At 77.6% G+C, this 15,200-nt stretch carries 1 protein-coding gene; it reads left to right on the plus strand.

The annotated features are described in order from the left end of the window. Position 1 precedes the first annotated feature (1 nt). Positions 2-15,160, plus strand: coding sequence for a type I polyketide synthase (locus tag ACIQPQ_RS24360; protein ID WP_401307065.1), 15,159 nt, complete (start codon positions 2-4; stop codon positions 15,158-15,160). The last annotated feature ends 40 nt before the right edge of the window (positions 15,161-15,200 follow it).

The raw sequence follows: 15,200 nt of genomic DNA on the forward strand, positions 1-15,200 counted from the left end.
CATGCCGGACAACGACAAGCTCCTCGACTACCTCAGGCGTGCCACCGCCGACCTCGGCGACGTCCGACGGCGGCTGCGCGAGGCGGAGGACGCCCGCCACGAGCCCGTCGCCGTCGTCGCCATGAGCTGCCGCTACCCCGGCGGCACCGACACCCCCGAGCGGCTGTGGGACCTCGTCGACAGCGGCACCGACGCCGTCACCGAATGGCCCTCCGGCCGCGGCTGGGACACCGACGCCCTCTACCACCCCGACCCCGACCACCCCGGCACCTCCACCACCCGGCACGGCGGATTCCTGCACGACGCCGCCGACTTCGACCCCGGCTTCTTCGGGATCTCGCCGCGCGAGGCCCTCGCCATGGACCCCCAGCAGCGCCTCGTCCTGGAGACGTCCTGGGAGGCCGTCGAACGCGCCTCCATCGACCCGGCCGCGCTGCGCGCCACCCGGACCGGCGTCTTCGTCGGCGCCATGCGCAACGACTACGGCAGCGCCGCCCGCGACCTCCCCGGTGTCCAGGGACTCCTGGACACCGGCACGGCCGCCAGCGTGGTCTCCGGCCGCGTCGCCTACACCCTCGGCCTCGAAGGCCCCGCGATCACGGTCGACACCGCCTGCTCGTCCTCCCTGGTCGCGCTGCACCTCGCGGTCCGTTCGCTGCGCTCAGGAGAGTGCTCCCTCGCCCTCGCGGGCGGCGTCGCGGTGATGGCGACACCGGACGCGTTCGTCGCCTTCAGCCGCCAGCGGGCGCTCTCCGCGGACGGGCGGTGCAAGGCGTTCGCGGCGGGCGCGGACGGCACCGGCTGGTCCGAGGGCGCCGGGATGCTGCTCCTGGAACGCCTCGCCGACGCCCGCCGCAACGGCCACCGGGTGCTCGCCGTGATCCGGGGCTCGGCCGTCAACCAGGACGGCGCCAGCAACGGCCTCACCGCGCCCAACGGGCCCGCCCAGGAACGCGTCATCGCCGACGCGCTCGCCGACGCCCGGCTGGCCCCCGGCGACATCGACGCCGTCGAGGCCCACGGCACCGGCACCCGCCTCGGCGACCCCATCGAGGCCCAGGCACTGCTCGCCGCCTACGGCCGGGGACGGGACGCCGGACAGCCCCTGTGGATCGGCTCGCTGAAGTCGAACATCGGCCACACCTCCGGCGCGGCCGGGGTCGGCGGCGTCATCAAGATGGTCATGGCCCTGCGCCACGGGCGGCTGCCCAGCACCCTGCACGTCGACGAGCCGACGCCCTTCGTCGACTGGTCGCGGGGCACCGTCCGCGTCCTCACCGAGGCACGCCCCTGGCGGCGGGCCGACCGGCCGCGCCGGGCCGGAGTGTCCGCCTTCGGCGTGAGCGGCACCAACGCCCACCTCGTCCTCGAAGAGCACGAAGAGCACGGAGAGCCCGCCGCGCGCGACGGGAACGCCGCGCACGGCGCGCCCCAGGACTGCGCGCGGGACGGGGACGGGACGTACGCCGCGGCGACCGCGGGGCCGTTGCCGTGGGTCGTCTCCGCCCGCGACGAGGACGCGCTGCGCGCCCAGGCCGCACGCCTCCTCGCCCACATCGAGGCCCCGCCCGTCGAGCCCCCGTCCGCCGAGGCTCCGTCCGCCGAAGCCGCGGAGGAGAGGGCGGTTCAGGAACCGCCGGTCACGGACGGTGCGATCGGGCGGGCCCTCGCGACGACCCGTACCGCCTTCGAGCACCGCGCCGCCGTCGTGGCGGCCGACCGGGCCGGGTTCGCCGAGGGGCTGACCGCGCTCGCCGCGGGCGCCCCGTCGCCGCGCGTCGTGCGGGGGACCGCGGGGGCCGTCGGCAGGACCGTGTTCGTCTTCCCCGGACAGGGCTCGCAGTGGCCGGGCATGGCCGTCGGACTCCTCGACGCGGAGCCGGTGTTCGCGGACCGGATGGCGGCCTGCGAACGGGCCCTCGCACCGCACGTCGACTGGTCCCTGGAGGACGTGCTGCGCGGCGCGGACGGCGCGCCGTCCCTGGAACGCGTCGACGTGGTGCAGCCGGCGCTGTTCGCGGTGATGGTGTCGCTGGCCGACCTGTGGCGGTCGTACGGCGTCGTGCCGGACGCGGTGGTCGGCCACTCCCAGGGGGAGATCGCCGCCGCGTGCGTCGCGGGCGCCCTCTCCCTGGACGACGCGGCCGAGGTCGTCGCGCTGCGCAGCCGGGTGCTGGCGGACCTCGCCGGGCGCGGCGGCATGGCGTCCGTGCCGCTGCCCGCGGCCGACCTCGGCGCCCACCTGGAACCGTGGGCCGGGCGGCTGTCCGTCGCGGCGGTCAACGGGCCCTCGGCCACCGTGCTGTCGGGGGACCCGGAGGCGATCGAGGGCGTCGTCGCCGCGCTCACCGCGCGGGACGTGCGGGCCAGGGTCGTCCCCGTCGACTACGCCTCGCACTCCGCGCACGTCGAGGCCGTCGAGGAGCGGCTGGGGACCCTGCTCGCGGGCATCGTCCCGCGCGCGGCCGAGGTGCCGTTCCACTCCACCGTCGAGGCCGCCGAGCTGCCCGACACGACGGTCCTCGACGCCGGGTACTGGTACCGCAACCTGCGGCGGACCGTGCGGTTCGAGGAGACCGTCCGCGGCCTCCTCAACCAGGGCCACGGCTTCTTCGTCGAGATCAGCGCCCACCCCGTGCTGACGGTGGCCCTGGAGCAGACCGCCGAGGCCGCGCGCCCCGAGCGGCCCGTCGCCGTCCTCGGCACCCTCCGCCGCGACGAGGGCGGCCCCGAACGCTTCCGGCTCGCCCTCGGCGAGGCCCACACCCGCGGTCTGTCCCCCGACTGGTCGCGCGTCTTCGCCGGACACGACACGGTGGCCGACCTGCCGACGTACGCCTTCCGGCGCCGCCCGTACTGGCTGACGGCGCCCCCGGCCCCGGCCGTGACGGGCGCCCCCGCCGACCCCGCGGAGGACCGCTTCTGGGAGGCCGTCCGCACCGGCGACCTGCACGGGCTGACCGCGACCCTGGGGGTCGGCGCCGAGGAACCGCTCAGCGCGGTGCTGCCCGCGCTCGCCGGATGGCGGGAACGGCGTACCGAACTCGCCACCGTCGAGTCCTGGCGCTACCGGCCCACCTGGCAGCCCCTCCCCGACCCCCCGGCCACCCGCCTGACCGGCACCTGGCTCGTCCTGACCCCGGCCGAGACGCCCGAGTCCGGCGGGCCGTCCGCACCTGGCGGGTCACCCGAGCCCGCCGGGGAGCCCGGACCCGCCGCGCCGCCCGCCGTGGACGCCTGGTCCCTGGCCTGGGTGCGCGCCCTGGAGGAGGCGGGGGCCACCGTGGTCACCGTCGTCGCCGACCCGTCCGACGCGGCGCGCGGACCGCTCGCCGCCCGGCTCGCCGACGCCCTGGCCGGGGCCGTACCCGCCGGTGTGCTGTCCCTGCTCGCCGCCGACGAACGCCCGCACCCGCGGCGGCCGTCGGTGCCGGTCGGCGCCGCCCTCAACCTCACCCTGGTCCAGGCCCTCGGGGACCTCGATGTCGCCGCGCCGCTGTGGTGGGCCACGCGCGGTGCCGTCGCCGTCGGCCCGGCCGACCCGCCCGTGCGCCCCGCCCCCCACCTGAGCTGGGGTCTCGGCCGCTGCGCCGCCCTGGAGCACCCGCGCCGCTGGGGCGGCCTCGTCGACCTGCCGCCGCTGCCCGACCCGCGGGCCGCGGCCCGGCTGTGCGCGGTGCTCGCCGCACCCGGCGCCGAGGACCAGCTCGCCGTCCGCGGCGCGGGCCTGCACGGCCGCCGCCTGGTGCGCGCCCCGCTCGGCGACGCCGCGCCGCGCCGCACCTGGACCCCGCGCGGCACCACCCTGATCACCGGCGGCACCGGCGGACTCGGCGCCCATCTCGCCCGCCGGCTCGCCCGCGCGGGCGCGGAGCACCTCGTCCTCGTCGGCCGACGCGGCCCCGACGCGCCCGGCGCCGCCGAACTCGCCCGCGAACTCACGGAGCTGGGCGCCCGTGCCACGGTCGCGGCCTGCGACATCACCGACCGCGACGCTCTCGCGGCGCTCGTCGCCGACCTGACGGCGGACGGCAGCGAGATCCGCACCGTCCTGCACGCCGCCGCCGGGGGCTCCCTCGTGGCGCTCGACGCGACCGACCTGGACGAGTTCGCCGACACCCTGGACGCCAAGGCGCTGGGCGCGACCCACCTGGACGCCCTCTTCGACCGGGACACCCTGGACGCGTTCGTCCTGTTCTCCTCCATCTCCGGGGTGTGGGGCAGCGCGATCCACGGCGCCTACGCCGCCGCCAACGCCCACCTCGACGCGCTCGCCGAGAACCGCAGGGCCCGCGGGCTCACCGCCACCTCCGTCGCCTGGGGCATCTGGAGCCCCGAGGACGGCGCGGGCATGGCGGCGGCCCTCGCCGAGGACCAACTCCGCGCCCAGGGCGTGGTGTTCATGCCGCCCGCCATCTGTGTCACCGCCCTCGGGCAGATCCTCGACCACGACGAGACGTTCACCGTCGTCGCCGACATCGACTGGGCCCGGTTCGCGACGGTCTTCACCACGGGCAGGCCCAGCCCGTTCATCGGCGGCGTACCCGAGGCCCGCGCCGTCCTGGCCGCGGCCGACGCACCGGCCCCCGCCGACGGGGCACCGGCCGACGGCAGCCTCCGGGCCCGGCTGCGCGACCTGCCCGCCGCCGAGGGCGACCGCGTCCTGGCGGACCTCGTCCGCACCGAGGCCGCGGCCGTGCTCGGCCACGGAGCCCAGGAGTCCGTGCCGCCCGAACGCGCCTTCCGTGACCTCGGGTTCGACTCGCTGACCGCGGTGGAGATGCGCAACCGGCTCAACGCCGCCACCGGCCTGCGCCTGCCCGTCACCGTCGTCTTCGACCACTCCTCGCCGCGCGCCCTCGCCCGCCACCTGCGCACCGAACTCCTGGGCGGCGGCCCGCCCCCGTCGGACACCGCCACCCCCGGCGCCCCGCCGCGCCGGGCCGCCGCGACCGACGACGACCCGGTGGTCGTCGTCGCCATGAGCTGCCGCTACCCGGGCGGTGTCACCACCCCCGAGGAGCTGTGGCGGCTCGTCGCCGAGGGCCGTGACGTCGTCGCCGGACTCCCCGCCGACCGCGGCTGGGACCTGGACGCGCTCCACGACACCGACCCCGACCGGCCCGGCACCAGCTACGCGGCGTCCGGTGGTTTCGTGTACGACGCGGGCCGGTTCGACGCGGCCTTCTTCGGCATCTCGCCGCGCGAGGCCCTGGCCATGGACCCGCAGCAGCGGCTCATGCTGGAGACCTCCTGGGAGGCCCTGGAGCGGGCCGGCATCGACCCGCGCACCCTGCGCGGCAGCCGCACCGGAGTCTTCGCGGGCGCCGCCTACCAGGGCTACGGCGGCAGCATGGACCAGGTGCCCGAGGAACTCGAAGGCCTCTTCGTCGCGGGCATCTCCACCAGCGTCCTCTCCGGCCGGGTCGCCTACACCCTCGGCCTGGAGGGCCCCGCGGTGACCGTGGACACCGCCTGCTCGTCCTCGCTGGTCGCCGTCCACATGGCGGCCCGCGCGCTGCGCGACGGCGACTGCTCCCTCGCGCTCGCGGGCGGTGCCACCGTGATCGGCTCCCCGCTCACCTTCACCGGGTTCAGCCGTCAGCGCGGGCTCGCGCCCGACGGCCGCTGCAAGTCCTTCGCCGCGTCCGCCGACGGCTTCGGCATGGCCGAGGGCGTCGGCCTGCTGCTCCTGGAACGGCTCAGCGACGCCCGCCGAGGCGGCCACCCCGTCCTCGCCGTGATCCGCGGCTCCGCCGTCAACCAGGACGGTGCCAGCAACGGCCTCACCGCGCCCAGCGGCCTCGCCCAGCGGCGGGTGATCGGCGAGGCCCTCGCCGACGCCGGTCTCACCGGCGCCGACGTCGACGCCGTGGAGGCGCACGGCACCGGTACCACCCTCGGCGACCCCATCGAGGCGCAGGCGCTCCTCGCCACGTACGGGCAGGACCGGCCCGCCGAACGCCCCCTCCACCTCGGCTCGTTGAAGTCCAACATCGGGCACAGCCAGGCCGCCGCCGGTGTCGCGGGCATGATGAAGATGATCCTCGCCCTGCGCCACGAGACGCTCCCGGCGACCCTGCACGTCGACGCCCCGTCCCCGAACGTCGACTGGACCGCCGGAGCGGTCCGGCTGCTCACCGAACCCGCGCCCTGGCCCGCGGACGGCCGCCCCCGGCGGGCCGGGGTCTCCTCCTTCGGCCTCAGCGGCACCAACGCCCACGTCATCCTCGAACAGCCGCCCGCCGACGAGGAGACCACCGCGGCCGGGGCCCCGACCGCGTCCGAGCCCGGCATCGGGGCCGCGGACCCGGCCGTGCCGTGGGTGCTCTCCGCGCGCACCCCCGAAGCGCTCCGCGAGCAGGCCGCGCGGCTGCGCGCCCACGTCGCCGACCGGCCCGGCCTGCGGCCCGCCGACATCGGCTACTCCCTGGCCGTCACACGCACCGCCTTCGAACACCGGGCCGCCGTCGTCGGCGGTGACCGCGACACCCTCCTCGCCGCGCTCGACACCCTCGTCGACGGCCGCACCGGCCCCGGCGTCGTGCGCGGCACCGCCGCCCAGGACGACCGCACGGTGTTCGTGTTTCCGGGGCAGGGGGCGCAGTGGGTGGGGATGGGGTGTGTGTTGTTGGAGTGTTCTCCGGTGTTTGCGGGGCGGTTGGGGGAGTGTGCGCGGGTGTTGGAGCCGTTGGTGGGGTGGTCGGTGGTGGAGGTGTTGCGGTCGGGGGTGGGGTTGGAGCGGGTGGATGTGGTGCAGCCGGTGTTGTTTGCGGTGATGGTGTCGTTGGCGGAGGTGTGGCGGTCGTGGGGGGTGGTGCCGGATGCGGTGGTGGGGCATTCGCAGGGGGAGATAGCGGCGGCGTGTGTGGCGGGTGCGTTGTCGTTGGAGGACGCGGCGCGGGTCGTCGCCCTCCGCAGCAAGGCACTCGTGGCGCTGACCGGCCGGGGCGGCATGCTGTACGTGCCGCTGCCCCCGGAGGACGTCGAGGCGCGGCTCGCCCCGTGGACGGGCCGTCTGGACATCGCCGCCGTCAACGGCCCGACGACGGTGACCGTCTCCGGCGACCCGGCCGCCCTGGACGAACTGCACGGCGTGCTCGCCGACGACGGGGTGCTGTGCTGGCCCCTGCCCGGCGTCGACTTCGCCGGACACTCGGCCCAGGTCGAGGAGATCCACGACGACCTCCACACCCTCCTCGCCGGTATCACCCCGCGCCCGTCCCGCGTCCCCTTCTACTCCACCGTCACCGGCACGGTCGTCGACGGCACCGCCCTCGACGCCGCGTACTGGTACCGCAACCTGCGCCGGCCCGTCCTCTTCCGCCGCGCCGTGGACGCCCTCCTCGCCGACGGCTACCGCCTGTTCGTCGAGAACAGCGCCCACCCCGCCCTCACCGTCTGGCTCCAGGAGGCCCTGGAGAGCACCGGCGGGACCGGCGGCGTCGTGGGCACCCTGCACCGCGGCGAGGGCGACCGCACCCGGTTCCTCACCTCGCTCGCCGCACTGCACGCCCTAGGCCGCCCGGTGGACTGGGACGCGGTCTTCGACGGCACCGGCGCCCGGCGCCGCGCGCTCCCCACGTACGCCTTCCAGCGCCGCCACTACTGGATGGAGCCCGTGCCCCGGCCCACCGCCGGGAGCGGCACGGGCCCCGCCGACCAGGGCTTCTGGGAGGCTGTGGCGGGCCGGGACGCGGACGCCGTCGCCGACACCCTGCGCATCGAGGACGACGCCGTGCGCGCCGCCATGGGCACCGTGGTGCCCGCGCTCTCCGACTGGCTGCGCGACCACCGGCACCGGTCCACGCTGGACTCCTGGCGCCACCGCGTCGTCTTCACCCCCCTGACGGGGCACGCGGCGGCCGACCCGCGGCCCGGACCCGGCACCCTCACCGGCACCTGGTGGCTGGCGGTGTCCGCGACGGCCGCCGAGGACCCCGCCGTCGCCGCCTGCGTCCGGGCCCTGCGCGACCACGGCGCGCACACCGTCCTGGTCCCGCTCGGCGCCGACGACACCGACGCGGACGCGCGCGGCCCGCTCGCCGACCGGCTGCGCGCGTTCGCCGGGGAGACCCCGGCCGACGGCGTCCTCTCCCTCCTCGCCCTCGACGCGTCCCCGTACACCGACGGCACCGCCCTGCCCACCGGCCTCGCCCTCACCACCGCCCTGCTCCGGGCGCTCGGCGACGCCGACGTGCGGGCGCCGCTGTGGTGCGCGACCCGCGGCGCCGTCACCGTGGGCCGCTCCGACCGGCTCGACGCGCCCCTCCAGGCGGCGCACTGGGGCCTCGGCGGGGTCGCCGCCGTCGAGCACCCCGAGCGCTGGGGCGGCCTCGTCGACCTGCCCGCACGCCTCGACGAACGGGCGCGGGGCAGACTCGCCTCCGTCCTCGCCGACCCGCGGGGCGAGGACCAGCTCGCGCTGCGCGCCTCCGGGCTCTTCGGCAGGCGCCTCGCCCACGCCCGGCCCCACCGCGCCCCCACCGGCACGCCCGTGCCCGCCCCCTCGGCACCCGACCGCCCCGCCCCGCCCGGCGGTGACGGCTGGAGCCCCGACGGCACCGTCCTCGTCACCGGCGCCACCGGCGCCCTCGGGGTCCGGGTCGCCCGCAGGCTCGCCCGCGGCGGGCGCGCGCACCTCCTGCTCGTCGGCCGCGGCGGTCCCGACGCCCCCGGCGCCGCGCCGCTCGCCGCCGAACTCACCTCCCTGGGCTGCGCGTTCACCCTCGCCGCGTGCGACGTCGCCGACCCCGACGACCTCGCGCGGCTCCTCGACGGCATCCCCGCCGCACGGCCCCTGCGCGCCGTGTTCCACGCCGCGGGCGTCCTCGACGACGGCGTCCTCGACACCCTCACCCCCGAACGGGCCGCCGCGGTGCTGCGCCCCAAGACGGACGCCGCGCTCCACCTCGACGCGCTGACCCGCGACGCCGACCTCACGGCCTTCGTGCTGTTCTCCTCGCTGGCCGGCACCCTGGGCGGCACCGGACAGGGCAGCTACGCCGCCGCCAACGCCTTCCTCGACGCGCTCGCCGAGACCCGCCGCGACCGCGGCCTGCCCGCCACCTCGGTGGCCTGGGGCCTGTGGGGCGGCGACAGCCTCGCCGCGGGCGCCACCGGAGAACGCCTCGTCCGCGACGGCCTGCCCGCCATGGACCCCGAAACGGCCCTCGACGCCCTGTGGCAGGCCCTGGACGACGACGAGACCCGGCTGATCGTCGCCGACTTCGCCTGGGACCGCTTCGTCCGCGCCTACACCGCCCTGCGGCCCAGCGCCCTCCTCGGCGACCTCCCCGAGGCGCGGCGCGCCCTCGACGGGGCCGCCGCCGCGCCCGGCGGGGGAGCGGACGGCCTCACGGCCCGGCTCGCCGGACTCACCGAGGCCGAACGCACCGCCGAACTCGCCGCCGTGGTCCGCGCGCGGGCCGCCGGGGTCCTCGGCCACGACGACCCCGCCGCGATCGAACCGGAGCGGGCCTTCAAGGACCTCGGCTTCGACTCGCTGACCGCCGTGGAACTGCGCAACAGCCTCGCCGAGGCCACCGGGCTGCGCCTGCCCGTCACCCTCGTCTTCGACCACCCGACCACCACCGCGCTCGTCGACCACCTGCACGCCGAACTGTTCGGCGCGGCGGAGCCCGCCGCGCCGACCGCCCGGCCCGCGCCGCGACCGCACGCCGACCCGGCCGACGACCCCGTCGCGATCGTCGCGATGAGCTGCCGCTTCCCCGGCGGCGTCACCACCCCCGAGGAGTTCTGGGGGCTCCTCGCCGACGGCACCGACGCCGTCTCCGGCTTCCCCACCGACCGCGGCTGGGACCTCGCGGGCCTCTACGACCCGGACCCGGCCAGGACCGGGCACACCTACGTCCGCGAGGGCGGCTTCCTCCACGACGCCGACCACTTCGACCCCGCCTTCTTCGGCATGTCGCCCCGTGAGGCCCTCGCCGTCGACCCCCAGCAGCGGCTCCTGCTGGAGACCGCCTGGGAGGCGTTCGAGCGGGCGGGCATCGACCCGCGCGGCCTCAAGGGCGGCGACGGCGGCGTCTGGGTCGGCTCCAGCTACCGCGACTACGGGTCCCGCGTCACCGAGCCGTCCGAGGAGTTCGAGGGCTACCTCGGCATCGGCAGCGCCGGCAGCGTCGCGTCCGGCCGCATCGCCTACACCTTCGGCCTGGAGGGCCCGGCGGTGACCGTGGACACGGCCTGCTCGTCCTCCCTGGTCGCCGTCCACCTGGCGGCGCAGGCCCTGCGCGGCGGCGAGTGCTCCCTCGCGCTGGCGGGCGGGGTCACGGTGATGGCGACGCCGGGCGCTTTCGTCGAGTTCAGCCGCCAGCGCGGCCTCGCCGCCGACGGCCGCTGCAAGCCTTTCGCCGCCGCCGCCGACGGCACCGCGTGGGCCGAGGGCGTCGGCATGGTCCTGCTGGAACGCCTGTCCGACGCCCGCCGCAACGGCCACCCCGTGCTGGCGCTGGTCCGCGGCTCCGCCGTCAACCAGGACGGCGCCAGCAACGGCCTCACCGCGCCGAACGGACCCTCCCAGCAGCGCGTCATCCGCCAGGCCCTGGCCTCGGCCGGCCTCGCCCCCGGCGACGTCGACGCCGTGGAGGCCCACGGCACCGGCACCCGGCTCGGCGACCCCATCGAGGCGCAGGCCCTGCTCGCCACGTACGGGCAGCGGCGCCCCGCCGAACAGCCCCTGCTCGTGGGGTCCCTGAAGTCCAACATCGGGCACAGCCAGGCCGCCGCGGGCATCGCGGGCGTCATCAAGACCGTCCTCGCCATGCGGCACGGCACCCTCCCCGCCACCCTCCACGTCGACGCGCCGACCCCGCACGTCGACTGGACCGCGGGCCGGGTCCACGTCGTCACCGAGAACACCGCCTGGCCCGACACCGGCCGCCCGCGCCGCGCCGCCGTGTCGTCCTTCGGCGTCAGCGGCACCAACGCCCACACCATCCTGGAACACGTCCCCGAACCCGCCGCGCCCGACGCCGCCCCGCCGCCCGGCGGCCTGCCCTGGCTGCTGTCCGCCCGCGACGGCCACGCCCTGCGCGCCCAGGCCCGGCGGCTCCTCGGCCACGTCACCGACGGGCCCGCCGCCGACGCCGACCCCGGCACCGTCGCGAAGGCCCTGGCCACCGGCCGTACCGTCTTCGCGCACCGGGCCGTCCTCACCGGCGCCGACCCCGCCGCGACACGGGCCGCCCTCGGCGCGCTCGCCGACGGCACCGCCTCGCCCGACCTGATCACCGGCACCGCCGGACGGGACGGCAGGACCGCCTTCCTCTTCCCGGGCCAGGGCAGCCAGCGCCTCGGCATGGGCGCCGCGCTCCTCGCCCGGCACCCCGTGTTCGCCGACGCCTTCGACGCGGTCTGCGCGGAACTCGACCCCCTCCTGGACCGGCCGCTGCGCGACGTCATGCACGCCGGGCCCGGCAGCGAGGACGCCGCCCTGCTCCACACCACGGCCTACACGCAGCCCGCCCTGTTCGCGCTCGGCGTCGCCCTGTACCGGCTCGCCGAGTCGTACGGGGCACGGGCCGACCTCGTCACCGGGCACAGCGTGGGCCAGCTCGCCGCCGCGCACGTCGCCGGAGTGCTCTCGCTGCCCGACGCCGCCGCCCTGGTCGCCGCCCGAGGCCGCCTGATGCAGGCCATGCCCGCGGGCGGCGCGATGGTGGCGCTCACCGTGCCCGAGGCGGACCTCCTGCCCGAACTCCGCGGCAGGGAGGGCGAGATCGCGATCGCCGCCGTCAACGGCCCCGCCGCCACCGTCCTGTCCGGCGACGCCGCCGCCGTCGAGGAGATCGCCGCCCGCCTGCGCCGCACCGGCGCCCGGACCCGGCGGCTCACCGTCAGCCACGCCTTCCACTCCCCGCACATGGACGGCATACTGGCCGACTTCCGCGCCGTCGCCGAACAGGTCACCTTCCACGCGCCGCGCATCCCCGTCGTCTCCGACCTGACCGGCGCCCTCGCCGACGCCGCCGACCTGCGCGACCCCGGCCACTGGGTGCGGCACGTCCGGTCCCCCGTCCGCTTCCTCGACGCCGTCCGCACCCTCCGGGCCGAGGGCGCCACCGCCCTGGTCGACCTCGGGCCCGACGGCGCCCTCGCCGCGCTCGCCCAGGACTGCCTGACCGACGACGCCGCCGACGCCGTGGTCGCCGTGCCGCTCCTGCGCAAGGACACCCCGGAGCCCGCCGCGTTCACCACCGCCCTGGCCCGCCTGCACGTCCACGGCGTCCCCGTCGACTGGCGGCCCCTGTTCGCCGACGTCCCGGACCGCCCCGTCACCCTGCCCACGTACGCCTTCCAGCGCTCCCGCCACTGGCTGCCGCCCACCCGGAGCGCGGGCGACCTGCCCGCGGCGGGACTGCTGCCATCCACGCACCCGCTGCTCGGCGCGGCCTCCCCGCTCGCCGACGCCGACGGCCTCCTGCTCACCGGCCGCATCGCCCTCGACACCCACCCCTGGCTCGCCGACCACGCCGTCCACGGCGGCGCCCTCCTGCCCGCCACCGCCTTCCTCGAACTCGCCTGCCACGCGGGCGCCCTGACCGGCTGCGCGGAGGTCGACGAACTCACCCTGGAGGCACCCCTGACCCTGCCCGAGCGGGGCGCCGTCACCCTCCAGCTCACCGTCCAGGCCCCCGACGCCACCGGCGGCCGCGCCTTCGCCGTCCACGCCCGGCCCGAGCCCGCCGCCGCCGACGACCCCTGGACCCGGCACGCGAGCGGCCGCCTCCAGGACGGCGCCCCGGCCCCGGCCGAGGACCTGACGGCCTGGCCGCCGCCCGGCGCCGAACCCCTCGACGTGGCAGACCTGTACGACCGCCTCGCCGACGGCGGCTTCGCCTACGGGCCCGCCTTCCAGGGACTGAACGCCGCCTGGCGGCTCGGCGACGACGTCTACGCCGAGGCCCGCCTGCCCGAGCGGCAGCAGCCGGACGCCGCACGCTACGGACTGCACCCGGCGCTCCTCGACAGCGCGCTGCACGCGCTGGCCCTCGGCGTGCTCGACGGCAGCGACCAGGGCTGGCTGCCGTTCTCCTGGAGCGGCGTCCGCCTCACCGCGACGGGCGCGGCGGCCCTGAGGCTGCGCCTGACGCCGACCGGTCGCGACGCCGTCACCGTGACGGTCGCCGACGCGACCGGCGCCCCCGTCGCCTCCGCCCGTTCCCTGGTCCTGCGGCCGGTGACGGCCGAGCGGCTCCGGGAATCCCGCACGGGCACCCTCCCGGACCTGTTCCGGCTGGAATGGCCCACCGCCGCCCTCGCGCCGGACCGGCCCGCCGCCCTCGCCGTGCTCGGCGGCGGCCTCCCCGGCCTCGCCCCCGCCCACGACGACCTCGCCGCCCTGGGCGCCGCGGTCGACGCCGGCGCCCCCCTGCCCGGCCTCGTGGTGACCGCCCTGCCCGGCACGGCGGGCGGCGGCACCGCCCAGGACGTCCACGACCTGACCGGCCGCGTCCTGGACCTGGTCAGGACCTGGCTGGCGGACCCGCGGTTCGGGACCGCGACACTGGCCCTCGTCACACGCGGCGGGGTGCCCGTCGACCCCGGCGACGACGTGCCCGACCCCGCGCACGCCGCCGTCTGGGGCCTGGTCCGCTCCGCGCAGACCGAACACCCCGACCGGTTCGTCCTCGTCGACACCGACGACACCCCGTCCTCCCGGACGGCGCTGGCCGCCGCCCTCACCACCGGCGAACCCCAGCTCGCCCTGCGCGCCGGACGCCTCCACACCGCCCGCCTGGCCCGTGTCCCCGCCTCCCTGCCCGCGCGGGAGACACCCTGGGACCCCGACGGCACCGTCCTCGTCACCGGCGGCACCGGCTCCCTCGGCGCCCACGTCGCCCGCCACCTCGCGACCGCGCACGGCGTACGGCACCTGCTCCTCACCAGCCGTCAGGGGCCCGCCGCGGACGGCGCGGCGGCCCTCCTCGCCGACCTGGCCGCCGCCGGGGCCGACGCCGAGATCGTCGCCTGCGACGCCGCCGACCGGGAAGCCCTCAAGAAGGTCCTGGACGCCCTGGAACGTCCCCTGCGCGGCGTCGTCCACACCGCGGGCGTCATCGACGACGGCGTCGTCGCCGACATGACGCCCCAGCAGCTCCACCGCGTGCTGCGCCCCAAGGTCGACGCCGCCCTCCACCTGCACGAGCTGACCGCGGACCGGGACCTGACCGCGTTCGTCGTGTTCTCCTCCGTCGCCGGAGTCTTCGGCGGCATGGGCCAGGCCAACTACGCCGCCGCCAACGCCTTCCTGGACGCCCTCGCCCACCGGCGGCGGGCCGACGGCCTGCCCGCCACCTCCCTGGCCTGGGGCCTGTGGGCCACCGGCGCCGGGATGACCGGGCACCTGGGCGCGGCCGACCTCGCCCGCATCGCCCGCGGCGGCATCGTCGCGTTCCCGCCCGCCGACGGACTCGCCCTCTTCGACACGGCCACCCGTCTGGACGCGCCCGCCCTGCTGCCGCTGCGCCTCGACACCGCGGCGCTCGCCCGGCAGGCCACCGCGGGCGGAGTCCCCGCCTTCCTGCGCGGACTCGTCCGCACCCCGCTCCGCCGCGCCGCCGCGAGCGACGGCCCCGGCGCCGCCGACACCCTGCGGCGGCGCCTGACGACGCTGCCCCCGCCGCAGCGCGAACGCGTCCTCGCCGACACCGTCCGCACCCACGCCGCGCTCGTCCTCGGCTTCCCCGACCCGCAGGCCGTCGGCCCCGACGTGCCCCTCCTCGACCTCGGCTTCGACTCGCTGACCGCGGTGGAACTGCGCAACCGGCTGCGCGCCGCCACCGGCCTCCCCCTGCCCGCCACCCTCCTCTTCGACCACCCCACGGCCGCCGCCGTCGCCCGCCACCTCGCCGCGGAGATCACCCCCGACGAGGCCGGGGACACGGCGACGGCGAACGGCACGACCGCAGGACCCGGCGGCGCCCTCCTCGCCGAACTCGACCGCCTGGAGAGCGCCGTACGCGACACGCCGCACGACGACGCCGCGCGCACCGCCCTCACCGCCCGCCTCCAGGGCCTGCTGCGCACGCTGCGCCCCGGCACCGGGGCGGCCGGGGAGGCCGTCGAGGACCGCATGGGCTCCACCGACGACGAACTCTTCGACTTCATCGACACCGAACTCGGCAGGCCGTGACCGCGCACCGCCCGCACGCCCCCCGACCGCCCCGCGTACC

This window comes from Streptomyces sp. NPDC091281 (assembly GCF_044757425.1).
GTDB lineage: Bacteria > Actinomycetota > Actinomycetes > Streptomycetales > Streptomycetaceae > Streptomyces.